The following is a 24,518-nucleotide window of genomic DNA, read 5'->3' as shown; positions in this document are numbered from 1 at the left end:
CAAGTACCTTGTCAACCGGGCATGGAATCTGTTTTGTGGCGGCGCAGGAGGCAACACATGCCAGACGACACGCTTCGCATCGACCGCAGCGCCAAAACCTTGAGGACGTTAGCGCTGGAGCGCATGCGCGAGGCGATCATGGATTTCCATTTCCAGCCCGGCGAAAGGCTGGTCGAGCGACCGCTTTGTGACCAGCTTGGCGTGAGCCGTTCCGTCGTGCGCGAGGTTCTGCGCCAGCTGGAAGCCGAGGGGCTCGTGCAGATGATCCCTGGGCATGGGCCGGCGGTGGCGAGGCCCGACCTTGGCCGCACCGACGAGATCTATGAGCTCAGGGCGCTGCTCGAAGGCATTGCCGCACGCGCCTGCGCCCTGTCGGCGACCAGCGAACAGCTGGCGACGCTGGAGCGCGCCCTGGCCGATCTGTTCGAGGCGTGGGCATCTGGGACGCCGCCGGCGGTGATGCGGGCGACAACCAAATTCTACGAGGCGCTGTTCGAGGCCGCCGACAAGCGCGTCGCCTGGGAAATCGTCAGCGGGCTGAATGTCCGCATCAACCAGCTTCGTTCCATGACCATCGTCTCGACCAACCGGCGTGAAGCGGCGATCGCCGAGATGAACGAGATCATGGATGCGATCCGGGGACGCAAGCCGGACGAAGCGGAAGCGCGGCGCGGCGCCATGTCGAATCTGCCTGGCAGATCGCTCGCACGGCGCTGCGGCCGCCGGTGTGACGCTGCCTATGCGCCGCCGGCCATGACCGCTCGCAGCCAGGCCGTGATGGCATCGAAGTCGATCGGCTTTGTCGTGTCGACGTCGAAGAGCGGCCCGCGCCGCAGCGGCTCGGCGCGCTTGGCAAGCTCGATCAGTTCGGGGATATAGGCCGCACCGGGATGGCCCGCGGGACGCTGGTCGAGCCTGGCGCCGTAGCGCTCGGCAAGCACCTCGCCGGGCGCGTGGCACCAGATTTCGAAAGTCTGTTCGACGCCAGCCTTTCGCAGATGATCTTCGAGAACCTCGCGCGGCTGGAAGCCGAACCAGGCATCGACGACCACGGTGGTGCCGGCGGGAGCTTCGCCGACGACCGACCAGATCGCCTGATAGCTGGCGCGGCCGAGCGTGCGATTGAACAGGCGATCGCCGCCGCCGAGCACTTCGAGGAACGGGTTCTTGATCGTGTCGAGCGCGAGCAGCGGCCATCCCATGCGGTCGGCGATGCCGCGCGACACCGTGCTCTTGCCGCTGGCGGGGATGCCGTTGACGAGCACGGCGCGCCTGGCGTGACTGGGCAGGGCCAAGGGCGAAACCGGAACCGCCTGCGGCCCCGCTGCCAGCGCCTGCAGGCCCGCGCCGATCACGCCGGCGTCGTCGCCGAGCTGCGCGGGTTCGACCTGACATTGGTACCAAGGCGCCAGCGCTGGGGCGCGGCGGAGTGCTACGTGTGCCGCCCGGCCAAGGCCGCCGCCAAGCAGCACCAGATCGGGAGCAAGCATGGCAACGGCGGTGTCGATGGCGGCACGCAACGGTTTCGCCCAGGCGTCCAGTATGCCGCGCGCCTGGATGTCGCCGGCCGCATCGCGGACAAAGAGTTGGTCGACCGAAATGTCGGCGCCGAGCCCGGCGCGTGCAATGTGATGACCGAGCGCCGTGCCCGAACTGGTGGTCTCGACGCAGCCGCGGCGACCGCAGGCGCAGACCTCGCCATTGACGTCGACAGTGATGTGGCCAAGCTGCCCCGCTGTTGCCGAGCCACGCGTGATCCGCCGATCTTGGGCAATAGCGCCGCCAATGCCGGTGCCGATGGTGAACATGACAATGTTGCCATGGCCGCGCCCGGCGCCGAGCGCCATTTCGGCGGCCAGCGCCATGTTGCAGTCATTGTCGATGACGACGGGCTTGCCTGTCATATCTTCCAGGCGCTGCGCCAGCGCAACCGAGGCGAGGTTGACGTAGCCGCCCGACAGCACCGCGCCGCGCCGCGCATCGACGCGGCCGGGAACGCCGACGCCGATGGCCTTCACGTCAGGCGTGTCGAGAAGGCGCACCATGTCGGCGATGCGGCCGAGCACTAGCTCCGGGTCGGGCGCGCTCTTTTCGGAAACGCGCTTGAGGATTTCACCAGTGCTGGAGATGCGGGCGGCACGCAGATTTGTGCCGCCGATATCGATTCCTATGCTGAGAGGCATGGCGTCCTGCATTTGTTTTCACGCAATTCCGGACGCAAAACCGCTTCACACTTTTGCTGGAATAGCTCTAGTCCAAATTCGACTATCAAGCAGCGGCTTTCTGCCGGTAGTGCCCGATCACGGCTTGGATCTCACGCAATCGCGGCACTGCGATGGTCTTAAGCCTTTCGCGCTGGATGTCACGGTCGAGCGAGATGCAATCCTTCCACAGCGAGCGGCCAGCGATGACACCCGAGGCGCCGTTCTGCATGGCGATCTCGACCTGGCCAAGGAAGGTGGCGTGGTTGACGCCGGCCGAAAGCACCGCCCAAGGCACCTCGCCGGCCATTTTGGTGATGTTGGCGCAGGCTTGCGGCGTTCCGGGGTAGGGGGAGCTTCAGCACCTTGGCGCCGCACTCGAGCGAAATCCTGGTGCCTTCCTCGACCAGCCATGGCGTCTTGGCCGCATAGTCCTCGGGGCTTTCGCCGTCGAGCTGATAGGTCAGGAACTCGACGACCAGCAGCAGGTCCTCCTGCCCGAAATCGGCGATGCACTGGCGCAGGATGGCGATGTTGTGCTCGTTGGCCTCGGGCTTGTCGGCCCTGAGATACACCATGATCTTGCCGCCGGTGCCGCCGAGTGCGCGGACACGGCGCGCGTCGATGTCGGGAACCAGGCGTGACAGGCGGTAGCCCTCTGGCGAGACGTCGAAACCGGAAGCGTCGAGGCCGATGAGCAGCGCCGTATCGCGGTTCAAGACGCCCTCGTCGACAATGCGCGGCACCGCGCAGAGCGGGTCGAGCAACACGCAGGACGCCGCACTGGCGAGGTAGCGCGTAATGTCGGCCTTGGTGTCGCCGAGCATGTCGTTGGTGATCTTGGCCTGTTCCGCCGGATCCGATGCCAGCAAGGTCCGCATGCCGCCGCGCTGGTCGCAGGCGATGGCCACCATGGCTCCATCCTTGCCGCATATCTGCTGATAGCCGCGCAGTTCCGCGGTGGTCATCTTGGTCATGGTCTCAATCCGATGTTGGCGCTCTCTTGCCGAGAGCGCGTATCCCGTGGAAACGACAATGTTCAGTTCTGCCTGCCTGCCGGCAGGACGCCGTGACGCGCCATCGCCCTCGAAGAAAGCGGCTCGCCGGGCTTGCGGCCTGGGAGCCATCGTACGTTGCGAGTTGGCTGGATTTGCGCGATAACTCCCGTCGGCGTATGCGTGTGTAACACGTTGCTGAAAGGAATTGCAAGCTGTCTGTTTCTCCCATCCAGGATGCGACCGCATCGCGGACGATGCTGCACACGGTGGCCAAGCTGCATTATGTGGAGGAGATGTCGCAGGTCGATATCGCGCGGCGACTCGGCGTCTCCACCGCGACGATTTCGCGCCTGCTGCAGCGGGCGCGGGCGGAAGGGATCGTCCGCATCGAGGTTCTCGACCTGGCGACGCCGGAGGATATCACCCGGCAGCTGATCGATGGCTTGAAATTGCGGGATGCCGCTGTGGTCGAGACGCCGGCGGCAGGCACGCTGGCGGCGCTGGCGGCACCGCTTGGCGGGCTGCTCAGGCAGGCGCAGCTGGTGGCGGGCTCCGTCGTCGCCATCGGCTGGGGACGCGCCGTGCGCGAGGTGATCCGGGCCGGTCTGCCGCGCATGCCCGGCGTGCTGACCGTGGCCGCCACCGGCGGCATGCAGCAGCAGGCGGCGCATTTCCAGGTCAACGAATTCGTGCGGCTCGCCGCCGAGGAGTTCGGCGGTACCCCGCATTTCATCCATGCGCCCTATCTGCCGTCCACCGAATTGCGCGAGGTCTTCCTGCGCGACACTGCCATACGCGATGCCGTCGCGCTGTGGGAGAGGACCGATGTCGCGATCGTCGGCATCGGCCTGCCGCATGCCATCAATGCGCCCGAGGCCAGTGCCGCCACGCCGAGCGAGCAGGCGCTGGTTCATGCCGCCGGCGACGTGCTTCGCCATTACTTCGACGCCGAGGGCACGCTGATCGCCTGGGAAGGCGAGAGCCGGATGATCGCCATGTCGCCGGCGCAGCTGCGCGCCGTGCCTCTGGTCATCGGCCTTGCCGCGTCGCCGGAGAAGGCGACGGCAATCATCGCCGCCGTTCGCGCCGGGCTCATCAACACGCTGGTGACGGATACCAAGACGGCGCAGGCCATCCTCGCGGCGCTCGGGTAGCCATGGAACGGGCAGGACGCTGCCCGCGAAAACCAGTTGTGCCGCTAAAAGCCCCGGGCGATAGTTGACTGGGGGGCTCTGCGGAGCAGTCGGATGTTGCACGGTCTGAAAAGCTCGGCACTGCCAGCTCGGAAAAACCGAGTTGCAATTTATTTCTGCAAAGTGTTACAAGTTCGAAACGCCCGCCGACAAGGCGTGGCGTGGGGCGCAGTTTGCCGGACCTCGCGGAGGCAGAGGTTCGGGACTGTGGCCAGGTGCGCCGGTCGGCTGACCGGCTGACATATCGACTGGAGGGCGCTTGGGAGGAGCTGCCCGCGAAAGGCAAACAGGCGTTCCCGGCCGTCGGCATCTGAACCGATGACGGCCATTCCAATGTCACTTGCAACGGCAGATCTGCCAATAATGAGGAGGATGTCATGAAGAAGATTGTTGCCGCGCTCGCGGCGCTCGCCGTCAGTGCGACGTTGCTGATCGCGCCCGCACAGGCGCAGGACAAGAAATACACCATTGCGCTCATTCCGGGCCTGACCACCGACGGCTTCTACATCACCATGCGCAAGGGCGCGCAGGCGGCGGCTGACGCGCTTGGCGTGACCCTGGTTTTCCAGGGCGCGCCGGACTTCAACCCGGTCACGCAGGTGCCGGTGCTTGACGCCGTCATAGCCAAGAAGCCGGATGCGATCCTGATCGCGCCGACCGACAAGGTTCAGCTGGTCGAGCCGTTGCGCAAGGCCAATGATGCCGGCATTCCGGTCATCACCGTCGACACTTTCATCGGCAGCGGCGTCTACCAGACCGGCGCCGGCGATGCCGATTTCCCGCTGGCCTATATCGCTTCCGACAATGTGCTCGGCGGCGAGATTGCCGCGCGGGCGCTGGCCACCGCCATTGGCGACAAGGGCAAGGTCTATGTGTCGAACGTCAATCCCGGCATCTCGACCACCGACCAGCGTGAAGAAGGCTTCAAGAAGGAGATGGCCAAGCATACGGGCATTACCGTGCTCGAGACCCAGTTCAACAACAACGACGCCAACAAGGCGGCCTCGCAGCTGCAGGCGGTGTTCGCGCGCAACCCAGACCTGGTCGGCGTGTTCGGCGCCAATTTGTTCTCGGCTTTGGGTGCGGCCAACGGTGTCAAGCAGGCCGGGCAGAGCGGCACCATCAAGGTGGTGGCGTTCGATGCGCCGACCAGCATCGTCGACAACATCAACACCGGCCTGATCGACGTGGCGATCGCCCAGCATCCGGCCGAGATCGGCTATTACGGCGTCGTCTCGGCTTATGCCCATCTGACCGGCCACTCGATCCCGGTCACCATCGGCACCGGCTTCACGATCATGGACAAGTCCAACATCGCGGACCCGAACATCTCGAAGTATCTCTACTCCGAGTAAGTCCAGACCAGCTCGGCTCCTCCCGGTTCGCCGGGAGGAGCCTGCACCGGGTCCTCGCCAATCGAGGCCTGTTTGAAGGCGCCGCGGAGTATCCATGACCTCGACATCACCAGCCCAGCCTGCCGAGAAGCATGTCGCCCCTCAGGCCGATCATGGCGATCCGGCCCGCAGCCTGGTCGCACGCATCGCCGAAGGGCGCGCCTGGCTGTTCCTGGCCGGCCTGCTCATCTGTTTCGAGATCTGGTCGCGGCTCGCCTTCGGTGCGACCTTCGTGCTCAATCCGTTCAATCTGCAGTCCATTGCCATCTTCGCCGTGGCGCCGCTGCTGCTGGCGACCGGCCAGACCTTCGTCATCATTTCGGGCGGCATCGACCTGTCGCTCGGCTTCATCATGGGGCTTGCCGCCGTCATCGCCGCGCATGCCACCAATATGGCGGGCGCGGCCATTCCCCTGCCGCTGGCCATGCTGGCGGGCATCCTCGCCTCGGTGATCGTTGCCGGCGTGCCGGGCGTCATCAACGGCCTGCTGATCTCGCGGCTCAAGGTTCCGCCCTTCATCGGCACGCTCGGCATGTTCGGCGTCGCACGCGGTGCCGCTTTCCTGCTTGCCGGCGGCACCACCGTGCCGGTGCAGAATTCCTGGTTCGCACTGCTCGGCAACGGCAAGTTCTACGGCGTGCCCTATCTGGTGCTGATCACTGCCATCTTCGTCATCGTCATGCACTACCTGCTCAGCCAGACCCGGTTCGGCCAGCACAATTACGCCATCGGCGCCAATGTGCAGGCGGCGCGCCGCGCCGGTATCGACATCAGGGGGCACATATTGCGGCTCTATGTGCTGTCGGCGATGTGCGCCGGCCTTGGCGGCGCGCTCTATGCCGCGCGCTTCACGGCGGGTGCTGCACAGGCCGGCGAGCCCTTACTGCTCGACAGCGTCGCGGCGGTGGTGATCGGCGGCGCCAGCCTGTTCGGCGGCTCCGGCACCATCTTCGGCACGGTCGCCGGCGCGCTGGTGATCGCGGTCATCCAGTACGGCTTGGTCTTCGTCAATGTCGAACCGTTCTGGCAGTTCATCGCCGTCGGCGTCGTCATCATCATTTCCGTTCTTATCGACCAGGCGCAGCGCCGGTTCAGTGGAGCCCGTCAGGATGAATAGCACCAACCAGAACGGCCCCTTGCTGGAAGTCCGGAATCTGTCGAAGCATTTCGGCGCCGTGCGTGCGCTCAACGACTTCTCCATGGCCGTGCGGCCGGGCGAGGTGGTGGCGCTGGCCGGCGACAACGGCGCCGGCAAGACGACGCTGATCAAGGCGATATCGGGCGTGTTCCAGCCGACGGGTGGCGAAATCCTGCTGCGAGGCCAGCCGGTCACGTTCTCGACGCCGCAGGAAGCACGCGAAAAGGGCATCGAGACGATCTACCAGGATCTCGCGCTCGCCGACAATCTGTCGATCGGCGCCAACATTTTCCTTGGCCGCGAACCGATGCGCAAGGCGTTCGGCTTCCTGCCGGTGCTCGACCGCAAGGCCATGGCCGAGGCGGCCAAGGCAACGATGGGGCGGCTGGACTTCCATGTCAGCCGGCTCGAGGCTCCGGTCAGTAATTTCTCCGGCGGCCAGCGCCAGGCCGTCGCCATCGGCCGCGCCGTCTACTGGGATGCGCAGATCCTGATCATGGACGAGCCGACCGCCGCCCTTGGCGTACCGGAACAGCGCAAGGTGATTTCACTGATCCACCAGCTCAAGGCACAGGGGCGCGGCGTGATCTTCATCTCGCATAATCTGCAGGACATCTTTGCCGTCTCGGACCGTATCGTCGTGCTGCGGCGCGGCGTCCAGGCCGGCGAGCGCAAGATCTCCGAGACCAATCATGACGAAGTCGTCAAGCTGATGGTCGGTGGCTAAGCTGTGTTAATATTCAGCCGGCCTGCAAATGCTCGGCCTGACCTGAATCTCAACACACCTTAGACCGTCAATTGCTTAGCCGGCATCGCGATTGGTCAGGGCGATGTGGCAGCAGCCGGCGCCGTGGCCTGGTGTCCAGGTGACGTTGTCGAAACGCACGCCGGTCGCTTCGAACAGGCCGCGGTCGAAGGCGCCGGCGATGCGGCAGAGCGTGGCGAGCCTTTCGTCGCCAACGCCGGCCTCGACCCAGGCGTCTTTCAGTGGGCAGCGCTTGACCTTGAAGGCGATGCGGTCATCGCCGCGTTCGACATCGGTCGGATACATCAGGCCGCCATCCGGGCTGACGGCCAGGAAGGCTTCGCCGATGGCGGGTGCATCGTTGGCGCCGAAGCTGGCGAAGGCGGCGGCCGCCACTTCCTTGCCGCGCTGTTCGATGGTGCGAATCATGATCGCCTCGGCCTTGTCGGAACCCAGCTCTCCGGTGAGCTCTTCGAGGAACAGGCGGTAGAGATCGGCGCGGTTGCGGAAGGCGGAATCGAGTTCACGCGACAGTTTCTCGGCTCTGGCTTCCGGGTCGGTCATGGTACCTGCCTGCTGGTTCTGTTCAATCTTGGTGCTGCCGCCACCAGCGCCTTGCCAATGGCCGATTGCGGTGCGTCGATGACGGCGCGGGCATCGCCGCTTTCGGCAATCCGCCCGGCATCGAGAAGGATGACGCGGTGGGCGACGGCGCGCACGACGCCGAGATCATGGGAAATGAAGAGATAGGCGATCCGTTCCTGCCTTTGCAGGTCAAGCAACAGGTCGAGGATCTGGCCGCGCACCGAAACGTCGAGTGCCGACACGGCCTCGTCTAGTACGATCAGCGATGGTTTCGTTGCGATGGCGCGGGCGATGGCGACGCGCTGCCGTTGGCCACCGGAGATTTCGTGGATGGCGCGCGGCGCGAGATCGGCCGTCAGGCCGACGCGCTCGAGCAAGGCGGCGATGCGGCGCGGGCGCTCGGCGCGGGAGGCGATGCCATGGATGCGCAAGGGATCGTCGAGCACACGCGCCACGGTGGCGCGTGGATTGAAGGCAGCAAGCGGATCCTGGAACACCATTTGCAGGCGGGCGCGGCGTGCTCTGAGCGCAGCGCCACTCAAGGCCAGGAAATCATCACCTTCGAAGTCGATGCGTCCGGCGTCCGGCTCGATCAGGCGCAGCACCAGCCGGGCGATCGTCGACTTGCCGCTGCCGGAAGGGCCGGCCAATGCCAGTGTTTCGCCGGGCTCGATATGAAAAGAGATATCGTCGACGGCGATGACGGTGTCACCGCCGCGACGGTAGCGTTTGGTGAGATTGGACACGGCGAGCAGGCTCATGCGTGCAGCCCGGCCCGGTTCAGCAAGGGTGCGGCGTCGAGGCCAATATGGGCGTCCAGCAGGGTGCGGGTGTAGGCTTGCGTTGGGGCGCTGACAATCTGTGCCGTCGCGCCAAGCTCGACTAGTTGGCCATGGCGGAACACGGCGATACGTTCGGCGAGTTCGGCGGCGAGTGCGATATCGTGGCTGATGAACAGCAGCGTCATGCCGTCCTCGGCCACCAGCTGCCGGATCAAGGCGACGATCTCTGCCTGCACGATGGTGTCGAGCGCGCTGGTCGCCTCGTCGGCGATCAGCAGTTTCGGCCCGGCCGCGATCGCCGCGGCAATCGCCACACGCTGCTTCTGGCCGCCGGAGAGCTGATGCGGGAAGGCATGCAGGGCCGAGTCCGGGTCGGGCAGGCGGACGCGTTCGAGCAGGGTTTTGGCCTTCGCGTATGCCTGCGGCCATGAGAGGCCGAGATGGGTGCGGGCGACTTCGGCAATCTGTTTGCCGATGGTCATGACGGGATCGAGGCTGGCGGATGGGTCCTGGAAGACGAAGCCGATGTCGCGGCCAGGGAGGGGTGCTCGGCCAAGGCCGGGCCATTCAATTTTTCCGCCAACCGCCGAAGATGCCGGCAGTAACCCCGCAATCGCCAGCGCCAGCGTGCTCTTGCCGGAGCCGCTTTCGCCGATGATGGCCAGCCGCTCGCCAGCCAGAATATCGAAGCTGAGGTCCTTCAGCGCCGCCACCGCGCTGCCGTCGCGGCGATAGGTCACTGTGAGGTCGCGGATTGAAGCGAGCACCGTCACGACAGGCCTCTCCTGACCGCCGTCGTCTCGACGATGCCTTCGCCGGCTAGATAGACGCCGAGCACGGTCAGCACCAGCGCGATGCCCGGGACGATCGACAGGAAGGGCGCGGTGCGCAATACCGCGCGGCCTTCGGCGATCATGCCGCCCCAGGTGACGCGGTTGGGGTCGCCGAGGCCAAGGAAGGACAGGGCCGCTTCGGTGAGGATGGCGGCGGCGACGATCACCGAGGACATCGCCAGCACCGGGGGCAAGGCGTTGGGCAGCACTTCGCGAAAGGCGATTTCGAGCGGATGCATGCCGATGGCGCGGGCGCTGGCGACATAGTCGCGTTCGCGGATGGAGAGGACTTCGGCGCGGGCGATACGGGCGGGCCCGGTCCAGGTGCCGAGTGCTATGGCGATTACGACGATGCCGAGCGACGGCCCGATGACGCTGACGAAGGCCAGCGCCAGCAGGAAGCTCGGCACGGTCTGGAAGGCATCGGTGTTGCGCATCAGCACCTCGTCGACGAGCCCGCCGGCGAAGCCGGCCAGCGTGCCGACCACAGAGCCGATGGCAAGTGCAGCCGCCGCTGCCGCCAGCCCGACGGCAAGCGACGTGCGGGCGCCGTGGAACAGTTCGGCCAGCACGTCGCGGCCGAGCCGGTCCGTCCCGAGCGGCAGCGACCAGTCCTGGAACGGCGGCAGCAGCGCCGGGCCGGCGATGGCTTGTGGGTCGCCGGGAAACAGCAGCGGTGCGATGAGCGCCATGGCAATCAGCGCGGTCAGGAGGACGACGCCGGCGATCGCCTCGGGCGTGCGCAGAAAACGGCGGAGCGGTCTCATGCGCCGGCCTCGCCGGCGCCGACGCGCGGGTCGAGGAAGGCATAGGCGATGTCGACGAGCAGGTTGATGACGACGACCAGCACGGCGCTGGTGAGGATGATGCCGAGCAGCAGCGGCGTGTCGCGCGAAGCCACGGCTTCCTGCGCCAGCCGGCCGAGGCCGGGTACGGAAAAGACGCTCTCGATGACGACACTGCCGCCGAGCATCTGCGCCGATTGCAGGCCGAGCATGGTGACCAGCGGCAGCAGCGCGTTGCGGGCGACATGGGCGAGCACGATGCGGCTGCGGGAAAGCCCTCTGGCGCGGGCGGCGAGGACAAAATCCTGGCGCCAGACCTCGGCCATGCCGGCGCGCATCATGCGCAGATAGAGCGCGAGGTAGATGAAGCCGAGCGCGGCCACCGGCAGGATGAGATGGATGGCGATGTCGGCGGCGTGGTCGAGGCCGGTCTTGTCCGAGGCCAGCGTCTCGATGCCGCCGATGGGCAGCCAGCGCAGGTCGACGGCAAAGACGACGATCAGCACCAGGCCGAGCCAGAAACCCGGCACGGCATAGAGCGCCAGTGAGCCGATCGACAGGAAGCGATCGCGAAAGCTCCTTGGTCTGGCGCCGGCATAGATGCCGAGGGCGGAACCCAGCCCGAAGGACAGCGTGGTGGCGCTGACCATCAGCAGCAGCGTGTTGGGCAACCGTTCGAGGATGACGTCGCGGATCGGCCTGGAGAAGGTCACCGATTGGCCGAGGTCGAGATGCAGCAGCGCCCAGAGATAGTTGGCGAGCCGCGTCAGCTCCGACTGGTCGAGACCCCAGCGATGGCGCAGCAATTCGATCATGCCGGCGTCGCCACCGGTCGAGACGATATAGGCATCGACGGCATCGCCTGGGGCTGCTTCGAGCAAAAGGAAGGTGCCGATGACGACGATCAGCAGCACGAAGACGCTGCCGACGAGACGGCGGCGGATGAGGGTGAGGGCGCGGGTCATGGGGGCGTCGGGGCGATACGCTGGTCAGGATTGCGCCTAGGCACCCCCCTCTGTCCTGCCGGACATCTCCCCCGCAAGGGGGAGATTGGCTGTTGCCAATGGTTTCGCCAACCTCCGACGTTGCAGGATCGGCGAGACAGACAAGCTGCTGATCTCCCCCCTTGCGGGGGAGATGTCCGGCAGGACAGAGGGGGTGTGAAGGAACTCGGCCTTCGACCAAATTCCCATTTTCTCGCGAATTTTCATCCGCGCAAATGTGTCACGATTCCAGATATGTGTCCGCCCAGTTCGAAACCGCCCAGCGCGGGTTGTTGGCAATATTGCCCACCGTATCACGCGCGACGCTGATGAAACTCCATTCGGCGACGTTGATCAGCGGCAGGTCGGTGGCCACCTCTTTCTGGAACTCCTTGTAGAGGTCGGTACGGGCCGATGTATCGAGCGTCTCCGAGGCCTTGGCGATCAGCGCGTCGAGCGCGTCGTTCTTGTAGCCGCCCTGGTTGGAGAACGGCACGCCGTCCGGAATGCCGCTCTGCACCAGGATGGTGGTCGAGATCGCCGGGTCGCCGCGGAACACCGGCGGGCCGACCGCGAGGTCGAAGGCGTGGTCGGTATAGACGGCCTTGATGTGCGCGGCGGAGTCGTTGTTGACCAACTGCGCGTCGATGCCGATGGCCGCGAGCGCCTGGCGCAGATAGTCGCCGAACTGCTTGGTCTCGTTGAAATAGGGCGCCGGCAAAAGTTTCAGCGTGAAGCGGTTGCCGTCAGCGCCCTTCTTGTAGCCGGCCTCGTCGAGCAGTGCGTTGGCCTTGGCGACATCGAAGGCATAGGTCGGCACGTCGGCGGTGTAGAATTGCGGATCGTTCTTCGGCACCGGGCCAGTTGCCGTCGCGGCATAGCCGAGGAACACCGTCTTGACGACGAAGTCCTTGTCGATGGCATGCGCGATCGCCTGCCGCACTTTCACATCGGCCAGTTCCTTGCGGCGATGGTTGATCTCGACGACGAGCTGGTAAGTCAGCCCCTCATAGCCCTTGGTGATCACCTTCAGGCCCGGCACCTTGGAGATGCGGTCGAGGTCGGCCAGCGGCACGGCGGAGAAGGCGGCGAGCTGGATTTCTTCCGCTTCCAGCGCGCTCGCAGCCGACGTGCGGTCGGGCAGCACCTGATAGATGATCTCGTCGAGATAGGGCTCGTCCTTGCCCCAGTAATCGGTGTTCTTCGTCAGCTTGTAATACTGGCCGGCCTTGTACTCGCCGAATTTGAATGGACCGGTGCCGATGGGGGCGTTGTTGGCGGGATTGTCCTCGATCTTGCCGACTTCGTAGACGTGTTTCGGCACCACGCTCGACAGCGCTGGCAGCGCATTGCGGATCAGCTGGAATGGCGTCGGCTTGGCGAATTTGAACACGGCGGTGAGATCGTCAGGCGTCTCGACGCTGGCCAGATCCTTGAACACGGTGCGGCCGAGATTTTGCAGCGGCTTCCAGATCTGCAGCGCCGAGAAGGCGACGTCGGCCGAGGTGAACGGCTTGCCGTCATGCCATTTGACGCCGTCGCGCAGCTTGAATGTCACCGAGAGCCCGTCGGCGGCACCTTCCCAGCTCAGCGCCAGGCGTGGCGCAAGCCCGTCCTTGCCGTCGAAGGAGGCTTCGGCCAGCGTCTCGACGATCTTGCTGGAGATGAAGAAGACGCCGTTGGAGGCGACGATCGCCGGGTTGAGGTTGCGTGGCTCGGGAATCCGCAGCGAGCACCAGGCGGCCGCCCTTCTTCGGCGTCTGCGCCCAGCCTGATATCGGCATGGCGGTGGAGGCCAGCAGCATCGCCGAGCCGGCAAGCATTTTGCGTCTGGAAATCGTGAAACCTGACATGATCGAACTCCGTCCTCTCCGCGACCCGATCGGCGCGACAACCCCTCGGATGCCGGCACCGGCATCCTTGCGAGAGCGATTATGAGCCTTGCCGAGGGTTTCGCCAGAGACGGAATTGGCGCATCCTTGCTTGGCTTTGAAATTTTCGTCCGCTGGACCAGTTCAAGAGAATGGTTCAATTCAACCAATCTGGTAGGACCAGATTTCGCGGATAGGCGACGGATGACGACTTGGTGACAGTCGGGCCGTGTCGTTGGCACATTTCTGGCTAGACCAGAACGGGCAAAATGGTGCAGATTTGATCCACAGCCGAGGGATTGGGAGCGGAACAAGGTCGATCCCAGGCAATTCAGGGAGAGAGAGATGAACATTGCGCCGGGCAAGAGTGCCGTCAGCAATATCCCGTTCGAGCAGGCGAGAGTCGACCGGCTGATGGAGGAGGCCGGCATCGATGTGCTGCTCGCGACCTCCAAGCACAACACGCAGTATCTGCTGGGCGGCTATAAATTCATCTTCTTCGCCGCCATGGATGCGATCGGCCACAGCCGCTACCTGCCGATCGTCGTGTACGAAAAAGGCGGACCGGATCATGCGGCCTATATCGGCAATCGCATGGAAGGCGGCGAGCATCAGAACAACCCGTTCTGGACGCCGACGCTGCATGCCGCCTGCTGGGGCACGCTCGATGCCGCCAACCTCGCCGTCGAACATCTGCAAAAGATCGGCAAGGCGGGTGCCCGCATCGGCATCGAGCCCGGCTTCCTGCCGTCTGATGCCTACACGCTGATCCGCAAGGCGTTGCCGGATGCCAAGCTGATCGATGCGACCGACATGCTGGAGCGTATGCGCGCCATCAAGACCGATGCGGAACTGGAGAAGCTGCGCACCGCCTCCGAGCTGATCACCGATTCCATGCTGGCGACCATCGCCTGGGCTCGGGAAGGCACGACCAAGGCCGATATCATTGAGCATCTGCGGCGCGAGGAGACCAATCGCGGCGCGCATTTCGAATACTGCCTGCTGACGCTGGGCTCCAGCCACAACCGCGCCGCCTCGCCACAAGCGTGGAAGAAGGGCGAGGTGCTGTCGATCGATTCCGGCGGCAATTATCTTGGCTATATTGGCGACCTCTGCCGGATGGGCATTCTGGGCGAACCGGATGCCGAACTCGAGGATTTGCTGGCCGAGGTCGAGACGGTGCAGCAGGCGGCGTTCTCGAAGGTCAAGGCGGGCACTCTGGGCGGCGATATGATTTCGCACGCCGAGGGCGTCCTGAAGAAATCAAAGGTGGCGCCCTATACCGATTTCTTCGCCCACGGCATGGGGCTGATCACGCATGAGGCGCCATTCCTGATGACCAACCATCCGGTCACCTATGAAGGCACCTACGCGGCCAAGCCGCTGGAGAAGAACATGGTGCTGTCGGTGGAGACGACGATGCTTCACCCGACACGAGGCTTCATCAAGCTGGAGGATACGCTGGCGGTGACGGATGCTGGTTACGTGATGTTCGGGGACCGGGGGCGGGGATGGAGCAGGGGTGGGGTGGCTTAGCGCGAACGGCGCTCCCCCTCACCCGGATTGCCAGCCGAATTGCAAGGGCAATTCGGGGCAATCCGACCTCTCCCCGAGGGGAGAGGAGGTGCCAGCGCTGGCGCTCTCCTCTTCTCCCCCCACGGGGAGAGCGACTGTCTTGGCAGTCAAGCGGCTTGCCATGGTTTTTGGTCCCGGATCATTGCGTTGAGTATTGTGAGCAGCTTTCGCATTGTGGCGACGACGGCGACGATCTTGGGTTTGCCAGCTTCGACGAGGCGGTCACGGAAGGCTTTGAGCACAGGGTTGTGACGTATGGCGACGAGGGCAGCCATGAACAGGACGGCGCGTACGCGACTCCTGCCGCCGCCAATGAAGCTCTTGCCCCGCCATTTGCCGGACTGCCTTGTCCATGGCGCGAGGCCGGCGAGCGCGGCGATCTGGCGGCGGTCGAGACTGCCGAGCTCTGGCATTTCAGCGATCATGGTACGGGCAACGACGGGGCCGATGCCTGGCACCGAGGAAAGCAGCTTTTCCCTGACCCGCCAGACTGGAGACTTGCGGATATGATCATCCATGTCGGCATCAAGGCTTGCCAGTTCGCGCCGTAGTGCGGCGAGCAGGCGCTTGATGCTTTTGTGCGCCTGTTTGGCGGTGACAGTGCGCGCACGGTTCTCCTCGGCCACTATCATCTGCACAATCTGACGCCGGCGGGCGACGAGATCGGCCAAGGTTCTGGTCTCGGCATCACGCAAAGGCCGCAATTCCGGCTTGGTCGCGGCGACGAAGGCCGCGATGACAGCCGCATCGAGAGGATCGGTCTTGGCCCGCTTGCCAAGTGCATTGGCATAGGCGCGCACTTGCGCTGGATTGACCACGACAATCGCCAAGCCAGCGCCAGCCAAAGCAGCCACCGCCAGATTCTCGAAGCCCCCAGTTGCCTCCAGCCCGATAGCGGTAGGGGAAAGGGCTGCCAGCCGTCGAACCAGGTCCTCTACCCCGGCGTGGTCATTGCCCAGCCAGAAAGCCTCTGCGGACGGCGCGATATGCACGTCGAGGCGGTCTTTCGAAACGTCGATGCCAACGATGATTTCCATCCTGTCCCATCCTTGCCTAATCGGGCTTCGCTTGCGGCCCAGGCGACTGTTCGGGTTCGATGGAACGGCGGACGAAGACCCAAGCTCTCCCGCGGGCTCAAGGGCCCAAAGATGGTTCGGCCTTCCGCCCGCCACCGCACATGCATCAATAGCAGAGTCGGCACGCAGCAAGTTACAAAGGTGGCCGCGTAGCGGCCGGATGAGGGGGCCTCCCCGCAATCGAGGGGGAGGAAAGATCACTGCCCCGCTGGAATCAACCTGAAATCCGGCAGTTCCCGCAGCACCAGCTCCGGTCCGGCCGGCGAGTAAACGACAAACAGCTGCATCGGCCCATCGCCGGTGTTCAGCGTCGAGTGGAAACGGCTCTCCGGCACATAGATGGTGCAGCCGGGGCCGACCTTGGCGACCACCGGATTGCCTTGCTCGTCCTCGACCATCTGCTCGCCATGGCCCGAGATGACGAAAATGATTTCCTCGGCGCCTGGATGGTTGTGGCGGGTGTGGCCCTTGCCGGAAGGCAGGTCGACGACGCCGCCGGAAAAACGCTCAGCGCCATTCACTTCAGGCGCGACCGTCAGCGCCAGCCTGCCCCAGTCGAAACCGAAGGCGCTGACGTCCTGCGGATAGACAAACACCTTGCTCTTGTCGGTCATGGTCTCATCCCTTCTTTTTCTTCGCGGTTTTCTCATCACCGAGCGTCACCGCCTTGAAATCGGCCGTCTGTCTCGCGATCGCCGCCTCCGCCGGCAGCCGCTCCATCGAGCTTGCGCCATAGAAGCCGTGCAGGCCTTTGGCATGTGAGAGAATGTAGCGGGCATCATCCGGCATCGAGATCGGCCCCCCATGGCAAAGCAGGATAACGTCGTTGCGCACCGAGCGCGCGGCATCAGCGATGGCGTCGATCGCGACAACGCAGTCGTCGAGCGACTTGGCCGAGGTGGCGCCGATCGAGCCGCCTGTGGTCACGCCCATATGGGCGACGACGATGTCGGCGCCGGCTTTTGTCATAGCGCGCGCCTCGTCCGGGTTGAAGACATAGGGCGTGGTAAAGAGGTCGAGCTTATGCGCCTCGGCGATCATGTCGACCTCGAGCCCGAAGCCCATGCCGGTCTCCTCGAAACTCTGCCGCATGCTGCCGTCGAACAGGCCGATGGTCGGAAAATTCTGCACGCCGGAAAAGCCCATCGTCTTCAGCTCGGCCAGAAGCAGCGGCATGATGACGAACGGGTCGGTGCCGTTGACGCCGGCCAGCACTGGCGTGTGTCTGACCACCGGCAGCACCTCATAGGCCATTTCCTTGACGATCTCGTTGGCATTGCCATAGGCGAGCAGGCCTGCGGCCGAGCCGCGCCCGGCCATGCGGTAGCGGCCGGAATTGTAGATGATGATCAGGTCGATGCCGCCGGCCTCCTCGGCTTTGGCCGACAGGCCGGTGCCGGCGCCGCCGCCGACGATCGGCACGCCCTTGTCAATCATTCCCCGGAATTTCTTCAGTATGTCCTTGCGCGGTATAGCGGGCATGTTTTTGGACCTCAGTGTCTGGCTATGTCGAGGAAGGCGGCGGTTGCCGCCCTGGCGAATTCGGGATCGTTGATGTGCAGCGGCCAGCGCGTGACGCGGCGCCTGCCATTCGGCCTGATGGTGCGTTCGATGGCTTCGAACAGGACGTCGTCGGCTTCCGGATCGAAGAAGGCGCCACCTTCAATGTCGAGTGCCGAGACGCCCTTTTCCGGGATGAGAAAATGCACCGGCCCGTCGCAGAGGGCGAGCTTGGTGCCGATCCATTCGCCGATCGCGCGGCATTCCTGCGCCGTCGTGCGCATCAGCGTGACGTTCGGATTGTGCTCGTAGAACAGTCTTCCCCGATACAGTTCCGGAATGGTCGACGGCGCCCAGAAATTGACCATGTCCAGCGCACCAACCGAACCGACATAGGGCACTTTGCTGCGAGCGATCGCGCCGAACCGATCCTGTGTCGCCGGCAGCACACCGCCGAACAAGAGGTCGCAGACCTCGGTCGTGGTGATGTCGATGACACCGGACAGCAGGCCGCTGTCGGCCAGTTTTTCCATGCTGCGGCCGCCAGTGCCGGTGGCGTGGAAGACCATGCAGTCATATCCGGTGCGAAGCTGGTCGGCGATGGCCGTCACGCAAGGCGTGGTGACGCCGAACATGGTCAGCCCGATCGACGGCTTGCCGTCGGGCGCCGGCGCCGGCCTTGCCGCCATGCCCGCTATCGCCTGGGCGGCATTGTGCAGCACCACGCGGGAGAGCCGGTTCAGCCCGGCCATGTCGGTCACCGATGGCATCATGATGATGTCGGAGACATCGACATAGGGAGCCGTGTCACCCGACGCGAGCGTCGAGACCATGATTTTCGGCAGGCCGAGCGGCAGGGCGCGCATGCCCGACGTGATGATCGACGTGCCGCCGCCGCCGCCAATGCCGATCACGGCGGCGATGTCGTTTCGCGACTGGACGAAGCGGCTGAAGGCGACGCCCATGGCGGCAACCGCAGCACCCCGGTCATTGCCGCCGAGCACGGCTGTGCCGCCGTCCGGATGATGGCTGGCGATTTCCTCCGCTGTGACGTCGACGGGGATGGTTGCTTCGCGTGTTCCGACATCGACGCGTGAAACGGCGGCGCCCGTGGCGGCGATCGCATCGGCCAGGAAGGCGAGTTCCTCGCCCTTGGTGTCGGCGGTGCCCACCACATAGATGCGCTTCATTGGCGCCTTCCAAGGTTATTGCAAATTTTGAGACGCGCGTATCATATTGACATGGATGTCTCACGTCAACGATCCGCTGCAAGCGGCGACACCGAGCGGGGAAGCGGCGAGGCCGTGGAGCGTGGACCCCGGGCGCGCACGAAAAGGCTGATGCTGGAGACGGCGACACGGCTGATGCAGGCCGGTGTCACGCCGTCGGTCAGCGAGGTGGCGGAAGCGGCGCAAGTTTCCCGTGCCACCGCCTATCGCTATTTCCCGAGCCAGGCGGCGCTGGTGCAGGCTGTCGTCGACGAGGGGTTGGGACCAATCCTGACCTGGAAATCGACCTCGGCGGACGCCGAGCGCCGGGTCGCGGAGCTGTTCGACACGGCCATGCCGCGCATCGAGGCTTTTGAAGCAACGTTCAAGGCGGCGCTGAAGCTGTCGCTCGATCAATGGGCGCGACGCCAGGCTGGCACGCTGGGCGGCGAGCCGGCCTTCACGCGCGGTCATCGTGTCGACTTGCTGCAGCAAGCGATCGCGCCGCTCAAGGGGCATTTGCCGCCGCGCGAGTTCAAGCGCCTGGCACAGGCGTTGTCGCTGATCTTCGGCGTCGAGGTGCTGATCGTGCTGAAGGATATATGGGGCCTGGACAGCCGCGGGACGAGGTCCGTGGCGCAATGGGCGGCCGGGGTGCTGGTGCGCGCCGCGATGGCCGATTCGGCGATCGGTGGAGAGATGACGCCAAGTGCAGGATGACATTATCTGGTTCGACCAGATAGTTGAGCTGGATGCTGATCTTAATGGCGATACGGAGCCGGAAACAAGGCCACTGCATATCAAGGAGTAGGAAAAACAAGAGAAAACAGACAGATGCTGCGCCGAACGGCTTATCGTGCCGCCCTCGATCGCTCAAGAAAGAACTTGACGTCTATCTAGAATTGGTAATACCAGATTAGGAGCGACAAAGCGGATCGAAAGTGAGGGCTGCGATCCATTTTCCGGCAGGGCGAGGAGGCCCGAAACCGGAGAAATGCCATCACCGGAGGAACTACCAGGGCCGACCACGCTGCCGGCTCGCATGACAAGGGTAGAATGCGCACCAGGGAGGAACATTATGCGCAAGATAATGACCAGCGTGCTTGCTGGTATCGGCCTGACGCTTGCCTACGGAACATCCGTCCACGCGCAGGACAAGGAACTCACCATTTTCTGGGCGGAATGGGATCCTGCGAACTATCTGCAGGAACTCGTCAACGACTATACGGCCGAGACCGGTGTGAAGGTCACGGTGCAGACCACGCCATGGCCCGATTTCCAGACCAAGGCCTTCACCGAGTTCAACGCGCATGGCGACGCCTACGACATGGTGGTCGGTGACTCGCAATGGCTGGGCGCCGGTTCGACGCAAGGTCACTACGTCGACCTGACCGACTTCTTCAACCAGCACAAGCTCGGCGACGTGATGGCCCCCGCGACCATCAAGTACTACGCCGAATATCCCGGCGGCTCCGGCAAATACTGGGCGATCCCGCTGGAAGGCGACGCGATCGGCTGGTCCTACCGCAAGGACTGGTTCGAGGACCCGAAGGAGAAGGAAGCCTTCAAGGCCAAGTACGGCTACGACCTCGCCGTGCCGACGACCTACGCGCAGCTGCGCGACATCGCCGAGTTCTTCCACCGTCCGGACCAGAAGCGCTACGGCGTCGCCATCTACACCGACAATTCCTATGACGCGATGGCGATGGGCGTCGAGAGCGCCATCTTCAGCCATGGCGGCGATCTCGGCGACTACGCCACCTACAAGGTCGACGGCATCATCAACTCGAAGGAGGCTGTCGCCGGCCTCGAGATGTACAAGGAGCTCTACAAGTTCACGCCTCCCGGCTGGGGCAAGACCTTCTTCGTGGAGGACAACCAGGCGATCACCGGCGGGCTCGCCGCGATGAGCATGAACTTCTTCGCCTTCTTCCCGCCGCTGGTGAACAAGGCCACCAACCCCTTTGCCGACCAGACGGGCTTCTTCGCCAATCCGGCCGGCCCGGACGGCAAGCGCTTCGCCGCACTCGGCGGTCAGGGAATTTCAGTCGTCTCGTATTCGAAGAACAAGGACGAGTCGATGAAGTTCCTGGAGTGGTTCATCAAGGACGAGACCCAGAAGAAGTGGGCGGAGCTCGGCGGCTACACCTGCAGCCAGGCCGTGCTGAAGTCGGACGCCTTTCAGAAGGCCACGCCTTACAACAAGGCGTTCTACGACACGATGTTCATGGTCAAGGATTTCTGGGCGACGCCTGAATACGCCGAAGTGCTCGATCAGCTGAACCAGAACATCTATCCGTTCGTGGTCGGCGGAAAGGGCACTGCCCAGGAAGCGCTCGACAAGACCGCCGCCGACTGGAAGGCGACGTTCACCAAGTACAATCGTTACAAGTAAACATCACAGCCAGAATGCCGGAGGAGGATTTCCCCTCCGGCATTCCTGTTTTCAGGGAGACGCTCGTTGGCTTCGGTAGCCCTCACCCATCTCGATCCTGCCTCAAGGGCCGCCGCGCGCGGCTGGTCGGATCTGACCATCCGCAACGTGTTCATCATCCCGACGCTGGCGTTCCTGATCGTCTTCAACATCTTTCCGCTGATCTACTCGCTGGGCTATTCCTTCACGAACTTCGCAGCGAACCGCAGCGATCCCTGGCAGTTCGTCGGGCTGCAGAACTATCGCGAACTGCTCAGCGACGATCACATCTGGTCGAATTTCGTCATCACGGCGAAATACGTCATTGTTTCCGTGGCCGGCCAGATGATCGTTGGCTTCGGCCTCGCCCTTCTGCTCAATCGCAGCTTTCCGATGAAGGGCTTGATCACCACGCTTTTGCTGTTGCCGATGATGATGTCGGCGGCCGTTGTCGGCCTGTTCTGGCAGTTGCTCTACAGTCCGTCCTGGGGCCCGATCAACTATGTCTTCGGCCTTGGCGACTTTGCGTGGCTCTCCAATCCCGACAGCGCTCTTTACGCCGTCGCGATCACCGACATCTGGATGTGGTCGCCGTTCGTCATGCTGCTCTCGCTTGCCGGCCTCTCTGCCGTGCCGCAGCATCTCTACGAGGCCGCCGCGATCGACCGCGCGGGTTGGTGGTACACCTTCACCCGCATCACCTTGCCGCTGGTCTCGCCGATCCTTTTGATCGCGCTGATCTTCCGCACCATGGAAGCCTTCAAGACCTTCGACATTGCCTACACGATGACGACCCAGCCGACCGCCGAGCTCATTGCGATCCGGCTCTACAAGCAGGCCTTCCAGCAGTGGGACACCGGCAAGTCCTGCGCGCTGGCCTATATCGTGCTGATCATGGTGCTGGCCATCACCAACCTCTACGTCAAGTACCTCAACAAGGTGAAGGAGCGTTGAGATGGCTGCAGTTCGTACAAGCAGCGAAATCGCGCTCAACCGCGTCGCCATCGTCTCGGTGCTGATCGCGACGCTGATCTTCCTGGCGCCGATCTACTGGATCGCCTCGACGGCGTTCAAGCCGAAAGAACTGGCGATCACCGTGCCGCCCACCGTGCTGTTCCAGCCGGAGGTCACGCCGTTCATCCGTCTGTTCACCAAGCGCGTGCAGATGCAGAAGGCCGTCGACCCGCAAGTCTACGAGGCCGCGCCTTGGTGGGAGAAGCGCATCTATGATGGCGGCGAGCGGGTGCTGAAGGTCGGCAAGGACGTGCAGCTTTCGCAGTATCCCAACCGGTTTATGAACAGCCTGATCGTGGCGATCATCAGCACGGTGCTCGCCGTCGGTATGGGAACATTCACAGCCTACGGCTTCTCGCGTTTCAAGATCGCCGGCGAGGCGGACCTGCTGTTCTTCATCCTATCGACGCGCATGCTGCCGCCGGTGGTTGTGGCGATCCCGATGTTCCTGATGTACCGGCTGGTCGGCCTCAACGATTCGCATATCGGGCTGATCATTCTCTACGTCGCCTTCAACCTGTCCTTCTCGGTCTGGCTGATGAAGGGCTTCATGGACGAGATCCCGAAGGAATATGAGGAGGCGGCGCTGGTCGACGGCTACACGCGCATGCAGGCCTTCTTCAAGATCGTGCTGCCGGAGGCTGCCACCGGCATCGCCGCCACCGCCGTCTTCTGCTTCATCACCGCCTGGAACGAGTATGCCTTCGCGCTGATCATGACCAACCGGCGTGCGCAAACCGCGCCGCCCTTCATCCCCAGCCAGATCGGTTCCGGTCTACCGGACTGGACCACGATCGCGGCGGGCACCTTCCTGTTCCTGTTGCCGGTCGCGATCTTCACCTTCCTGCTGCGCAACCACCTGCTTCGCGGCGTGACCTTCGGAGCGATCCGCAAATGAGCTTTCGCGCGGTCAATGAGAAGTACCTTTTGCCGGCTTCGCAGATACTCATGGTTCTGGGCATCGTCGCGCTCTGCCAACCGTGGAGCCTTGGCCTGCATTCCTATGGCGTGACGATCATCCTGATCGGGCTAATCGGCTTCAACGTCACCTCCAAAATCGCGCCGGAGCGCGCGGCGGAAACCGGCGCGGCGGCGCATGGGGGGGCCCGGCAGTGACACAGATCGAACTTCGCGGCATCGAGAAATTCTTCGGCGCCGTCCAGGTCATCCACAATCTGAACCTTGCTATTGCCGACAACGAGTTCATCGTGCTGCTCGGCCAGTCCGGCTGCGGCAAGACGACGACGCTGCGCGCGATAGCGGGGCTCGAGACGATCGACCAGGGCGACATCCTGATCGATGGCAAGCCGGTGCAGCACCTCAAGGCCGCCGACCGCGACATCGCAATGGTGTTCCAGTCGTTCTCGCTCTACCCACACATGACGGTGTTCGAGAACATCGCCTTTCCGTTGCGTGCAACGCGCATGGGCAGCGACGAGGTCGACAAGTCGGTTCGCGAGGTCGCCCGGGTCCTGCGCATCACCGACCTGCTCGGCAAGAAGCCGTCGGCGCTCTCCGGCGGCGACATGCAGCGCGTGGCGATCGGCCGCGCGCTGGTGCGGCGGCCGAAGGCGATGCTGATGGACGAGCCGATCGGTGCGCTTGACGCCAAGCTGCGCGAGGAGATGCGGGCCGAGATCAAGCGGCTGCACATCAAGCAAGGTTCGACCACGATCTACGTCACCCACGATCAGATCGAGGCAATGAGTCTCGCCGACCGCATCGTCATCATGCATGAGGGCTTCATCCAGCAAGTCGGCACGCCGGACGAGGTCTATTCGCACCCCGCCAATTTGTTCGTGGCCCAATTCGTCGGCAGTCCGGTGATGAACGTCGCCGACGCGAGAGTTGCCGAAGCGGCCAGCGCCGCCACTGTCACGATCGGCGATGCGCCCGCGGGTTTCGAGTTCCCGCGTGAGCTCTTGTCCAAGCTCAACGGCCACGCCGCCAATGGCGGGCTGACGCTGGGTATCCGGCCCGAGGGCGTGCTCGTCCGGCGCGATGCCGCGCCCGGCTACGTGCCGGTCGAGGCGCATATCATCGAGCCACTCGGCTCCTTCGATGTTGTCGACCTCAAGATCGGCTCCAAGATGCTGCGCGCCCGCACCAAGGCCGGCTATGTCGCCGGCCCCGGCGAGAAGGTCCATGTCCGCATCGATCCAGAGCAGGCACATTTCTTCGATACGGCAAGCGGCAAGTCATTGGGGGTGAGATTGTGATGGCC

21 protein-coding genes and 3 pseudogenes are annotated in these 24,518 nt (G+C 64.1%); 12 read left to right on the top strand and 12 right to left on the bottom strand.

Annotated elements, in window-relative coordinates:
• The first annotated feature begins 57 nt into the window (after nucleotides 1-57).
• Nucleotides 58-731 (top strand): annotated as a pseudogene (locus tag HB778_RS09540) (GntR family transcriptional regulator).
• Between the two features lie 6 nt (nucleotides 732-737).
• Here HB778_RS09540 and HB778_RS09535 read toward each other — a convergent pair.
• Both HB778_RS09535 and HB778_RS09530 read right to left on the bottom strand, forming a co-directional pair.
• Nucleotides 738-2,183, bottom strand: a complete 1,446-nt coding sequence (locus tag HB778_RS09535) for an ROK family protein (RefSeq protein ID WP_244661880.1) — start codon at nucleotides 2,181-2,183, stop codon at nucleotides 738-740.
• A gap of 85 nt (nucleotides 2,184-2,268) precedes the next feature.
• Nucleotides 2,269-3,178 (bottom strand): annotated as a pseudogene (locus HB778_RS09530) (tagatose-bisphosphate aldolase).
• Nucleotides 3,179-3,453: 275 nt separating this feature from the next.
• Here HB778_RS09530 and HB778_RS09525 point away from each other — a divergent pair.
• The 4 genes from HB778_RS09525 to HB778_RS09510 all read left to right on the top strand — a co-directional run bounded on the left by HB778_RS09525 (nucleotide 3,454) and on the right by HB778_RS09510 (nucleotide 7,651).
• Nucleotides 3,454-4,353: a sugar-binding transcriptional regulator gene (locus tag HB778_RS09525; RefSeq protein WP_183463328.1), complete on the top strand. Its 900-nt coding sequence runs from the start codon at nucleotides 3,454-3,456 to the stop codon at nucleotides 4,351-4,353.
• A gap of 416 nt (nucleotides 4,354-4,769) precedes the next feature.
• On the top strand, nucleotides 4,770-5,747 hold the full coding sequence (locus HB778_RS09520) for an ABC transporter substrate-binding protein (protein WP_183463326.1): 978 nt from the start codon (nucleotides 4,770-4,772) through the stop codon (nucleotides 5,745-5,747).
• A gap of 94 nt (nucleotides 5,748-5,841) precedes the next feature.
• Nucleotides 5,842-6,903: an ABC transporter permease subunit gene (locus tag HB778_RS09515; protein ID WP_183463324.1), complete on the top strand. Its 1,062-nt coding sequence runs from the start codon at nucleotides 5,842-5,844 to the stop codon at nucleotides 6,901-6,903.
• A complete protein-coding gene (locus HB778_RS09510; protein WP_183463322.1) occupies nucleotides 6,896-7,651 on the top strand; it encodes an ATP-binding cassette domain-containing protein in 756 nt (251 codons plus the stop codon). Before HB778_RS09515 ends, HB778_RS09510 begins: the two co-directional genes overlap by 8 nt.
• 75 nt (nucleotides 7,652-7,726) lie before the next feature.
• On the opposite strand, the gene HB778_RS09505 is transcribed toward HB778_RS09510, so the two are convergent.
• From HB778_RS09505 to HB778_RS09480, 6 genes and pseudogenes are all read right to left on the bottom strand, one after another.
• The gene (locus HB778_RS09505) at nucleotides 7,727-8,233 is read right to left on the bottom strand and encodes an L-2-amino-thiazoline-4-carboxylic acid hydrolase (protein WP_183463320.1); all 507 of its coding nucleotides are present in this window, start codon (nucleotides 8,231-8,233) and stop codon (nucleotides 7,727-7,729) included.
• Nucleotides 8,230-9,015, bottom strand: coding sequence for an ATP-binding cassette domain-containing protein (locus HB778_RS09500; RefSeq protein WP_183463318.1), 786 nt, complete (start codon nucleotides 9,013-9,015; stop codon nucleotides 8,230-8,232). Before HB778_RS09500 ends, HB778_RS09505 begins: the two co-directional genes overlap by 4 nt.
• Complete coding sequence (locus tag HB778_RS09495) at nucleotides 9,012-9,809, bottom strand: ABC transporter ATP-binding protein (protein WP_183463316.1); 798 nt, start codon at nucleotides 9,807-9,809, stop codon at nucleotides 9,012-9,014. Before HB778_RS09495 ends, HB778_RS09500 begins: the two co-directional genes overlap by 4 nt.
• On the bottom strand, nucleotides 9,806-10,636 hold the full coding sequence (locus tag HB778_RS09490) for an ABC transporter permease (RefSeq protein ID WP_183463314.1): 831 nt from the start codon (nucleotides 10,634-10,636) through the stop codon (nucleotides 9,806-9,808). The genes HB778_RS09495 and HB778_RS09490 overlap by 4 nt, the downstream gene beginning before the upstream one ends.
• Nucleotides 10,633-11,619 (bottom strand): ABC transporter permease, encoded by a 987-nt coding sequence (locus HB778_RS09485; RefSeq protein ID WP_183463312.1) that lies wholly within the window; start codon nucleotides 11,617-11,619, stop codon nucleotides 10,633-10,635. The genes HB778_RS09490 and HB778_RS09485 overlap by 4 nt, the downstream gene beginning before the upstream one ends.
• Nucleotides 11,620-11,878: 259 nt before the next feature.
• Nucleotides 11,879-13,490, bottom strand: a pseudogene (locus tag HB778_RS09480) (ABC transporter substrate-binding protein).
• A 363-nt stretch (nucleotides 13,491-13,853) separates the two neighbouring features.
• Here HB778_RS09480 and HB778_RS09475 point away from each other — a divergent pair.
• A complete protein-coding gene (locus HB778_RS09475; protein WP_183463310.1) occupies nucleotides 13,854-15,044 on the top strand; it encodes a M24 family metallopeptidase in 1,191 nt (396 codons plus the stop codon).
• Nucleotides 15,045-15,190: 146 nt separating this feature from the next.
• Here HB778_RS09475 and HB778_RS09470 read toward each other — a convergent pair whose 3' ends face one another.
• The 4 genes from HB778_RS09470 to HB778_RS09455 all read right to left on the bottom strand — a co-directional run bounded on the left by HB778_RS09470 (nucleotide 15,191) and on the right by HB778_RS09455 (nucleotide 18,849).
• A complete protein-coding gene (locus HB778_RS09470; protein ID WP_183457385.1) occupies nucleotides 15,191-16,120 on the bottom strand; it encodes an IS110 family transposase in 930 nt (309 codons plus the stop codon).
• Between the two features lie 236 nt (nucleotides 16,121-16,356).
• The gene (locus tag HB778_RS09465; RefSeq protein WP_183463308.1) at nucleotides 16,357-16,773 is read right to left on the bottom strand and encodes a cupin domain-containing protein; all 417 of its coding nucleotides are present in this window, start codon (nucleotides 16,771-16,773) and stop codon (nucleotides 16,357-16,359) included.
• A 4-nt stretch (nucleotides 16,774-16,777) separates the two neighbouring features.
• A complete protein-coding gene (locus HB778_RS09460) occupies nucleotides 16,778-17,641 on the bottom strand; it encodes a phosphoenolpyruvate hydrolase family protein (protein WP_183463306.1) in 864 nt (287 codons plus the stop codon).
• Nucleotides 17,642-17,652: 11 nt separating this feature from the next.
• Nucleotides 17,653-18,849, bottom strand: a complete 1,197-nt coding sequence (locus tag HB778_RS09455; protein WP_183463304.1) for a Tm-1-like ATP-binding domain-containing protein — start codon at nucleotides 18,847-18,849, stop codon at nucleotides 17,653-17,655.
• Nucleotides 18,850-18,900: 51 nt separating this feature from the next.
• Between HB778_RS09455 and HB778_RS09450 the strand changes: the two genes are divergently transcribed.
• The 6 genes from HB778_RS09450 (at nucleotide 18,901) to HB778_RS09425 (ending at nucleotide 24,513) form a co-directional block, all read left to right on the top strand.
• Nucleotides 18,901-19,587, top strand: a complete 687-nt coding sequence (locus HB778_RS09450) for a TetR/AcrR family transcriptional regulator (RefSeq protein WP_183463301.1) — start codon at nucleotides 18,901-18,903, stop codon at nucleotides 19,585-19,587.
• A gap of 358 nt (nucleotides 19,588-19,945) precedes the next feature.
• Nucleotides 19,946-21,262, top strand: coding sequence for an ABC transporter substrate-binding protein (locus HB778_RS09445; RefSeq protein WP_183463299.1), 1,317 nt, complete (start codon nucleotides 19,946-19,948; stop codon nucleotides 21,260-21,262).
• 66 nt (nucleotides 21,263-21,328) lie between these two features.
• Nucleotides 21,329-22,234 (top strand): carbohydrate ABC transporter permease, encoded by a 906-nt coding sequence (locus tag HB778_RS09440; RefSeq protein ID WP_095199605.1) that lies wholly within the window; start codon nucleotides 21,329-21,331, stop codon nucleotides 22,232-22,234.
• Between the two features lies 1 nt (nucleotide 22,235).
• Nucleotides 22,236-23,192: a carbohydrate ABC transporter permease gene (locus HB778_RS09435; protein ID WP_183463291.1), complete on the top strand. Its 957-nt coding sequence runs from the start codon at nucleotides 22,236-22,238 to the stop codon at nucleotides 23,190-23,192.
• Nucleotides 23,189-23,410: a hypothetical protein gene (locus HB778_RS09430; protein ID WP_183463289.1), complete on the top strand. Its 222-nt coding sequence runs from the start codon at nucleotides 23,189-23,191 to the stop codon at nucleotides 23,408-23,410. The genes HB778_RS09435 and HB778_RS09430 overlap by 4 nt, the downstream gene beginning before the upstream one ends.
• On the top strand, nucleotides 23,407-24,513 hold the full coding sequence (locus tag HB778_RS09425; protein ID WP_183463287.1) for an ABC transporter ATP-binding protein: 1,107 nt from the start codon (nucleotides 23,407-23,409) through the stop codon (nucleotides 24,511-24,513). The genes HB778_RS09430 and HB778_RS09425 overlap by 4 nt, the downstream gene beginning before the upstream one ends.
• Nucleotides 24,514-24,518 lie beyond the last annotated feature (5 nt).

It is taken from the genome of Mesorhizobium huakuii (assembly GCF_014189455.1).
GTDB classification, from domain to species: Bacteria; Pseudomonadota; Alphaproteobacteria; order Rhizobiales; family Rhizobiaceae; genus Mesorhizobium; species Mesorhizobium huakuii_A.
Note: the sequence above shows the minus strand (reverse complement) of the source record. Positions and strands in the feature narration are given on the sequence as shown.

What these genes read in the sequence shown, in the direction of transcription:
- HB778_RS09535 (WP_244661880.1), bottom strand. Translation starts at nt 2,183, where the DNA reads ATGCCTCTCAGCATAGGAATCGATATCGGCGGCACAAATCTGCGTGCC.
- HB778_RS09465 (WP_183463308.1), bottom strand. Translation starts at nt 16,773, where the DNA reads ATGACCGACAAGAGCAAGGTGTTTGTCTATCCGCAGGACGTCAGCGCC.
- HB778_RS09505 (WP_183463320.1), bottom strand. Translation starts at nt 8,233, where the DNA reads ATGACCGACCCGGAAGCCAGAGCCGAGAAACTGTCGCGTGAACTCGAT.
- HB778_RS09475 (WP_183463310.1), top strand. Translation starts at nt 13,854, where the DNA reads ATGAACATTGCGCCGGGCAAGAGTGCCGTCAGCAATATCCCGTTCGAG.
- HB778_RS09515 (WP_183463324.1), top strand. Translation starts at nt 5,842, where the DNA reads ATGACCTCGACATCACCAGCCCAGCCTGCCGAGAAGCATGTCGCCCCT.
- HB778_RS09450 (WP_183463301.1), top strand. Translation starts at nt 18,901, where the DNA reads ATGGATGTCTCACGTCAACGATCCGCTGCAAGCGGCGACACCGAGCGG.
- HB778_RS09510 (WP_183463322.1), top strand. Translation starts at nt 6,896, where the DNA reads ATGAATAGCACCAACCAGAACGGCCCCTTGCTGGAAGTCCGGAATCTG.
- HB778_RS09460 (WP_183463306.1), bottom strand. Translation starts at nt 17,641, where the DNA reads ATGCCCGCTATACCGCGCAAGGACATACTGAAGAAATTCCGGGGAATG.
- HB778_RS09430 (WP_183463289.1), top strand. Translation starts at nt 23,189, where the DNA reads ATGAGCTTTCGCGCGGTCAATGAGAAGTACCTTTTGCCGGCTTCGCAG.
- HB778_RS09520 (WP_183463326.1), top strand. Translation starts at nt 4,770, where the DNA reads ATGAAGAAGATTGTTGCCGCGCTCGCGGCGCTCGCCGTCAGTGCGACG.
- HB778_RS09470 (WP_183457385.1), bottom strand. Translation starts at nt 16,120, where the DNA reads ATGGAAATCATCGTTGGCATCGACGTTTCGAAAGACCGCCTCGACGTG.
- HB778_RS09485 (WP_183463312.1), bottom strand. Translation starts at nt 11,619, where the DNA reads ATGACCCGCGCCCTCACCCTCATCCGCCGCCGTCTCGTCGGCAGCGTC.
- HB778_RS09435 (WP_183463291.1), top strand. Translation starts at nt 22,236, where the DNA reads ATGGCTGCAGTTCGTACAAGCAGCGAAATCGCGCTCAACCGCGTCGCC.
- HB778_RS09500 (WP_183463318.1), bottom strand. Translation starts at nt 9,015, where the DNA reads ATGAGCCTGCTCGCCGTGTCCAATCTCACCAAACGCTACCGTCGCGGC.
- HB778_RS09445 (WP_183463299.1), top strand. Translation starts at nt 19,946, where the DNA reads ATGCGCAAGATAATGACCAGCGTGCTTGCTGGTATCGGCCTGACGCTT.
- HB778_RS09525 (WP_183463328.1), top strand. Translation starts at nt 3,454, where the DNA reads ATGCTGCACACGGTGGCCAAGCTGCATTATGTGGAGGAGATGTCGCAG.
- HB778_RS09455 (WP_183463304.1), bottom strand. Translation starts at nt 18,849, where the DNA reads ATGAAGCGCATCTATGTGGTGGGCACCGCCGACACCAAGGGCGAGGAA.
- HB778_RS09490 (WP_183463314.1), bottom strand. Translation starts at nt 10,636, where the DNA reads ATGAGACCGCTCCGCCGTTTTCTGCGCACGCCCGAGGCGATCGCCGGC.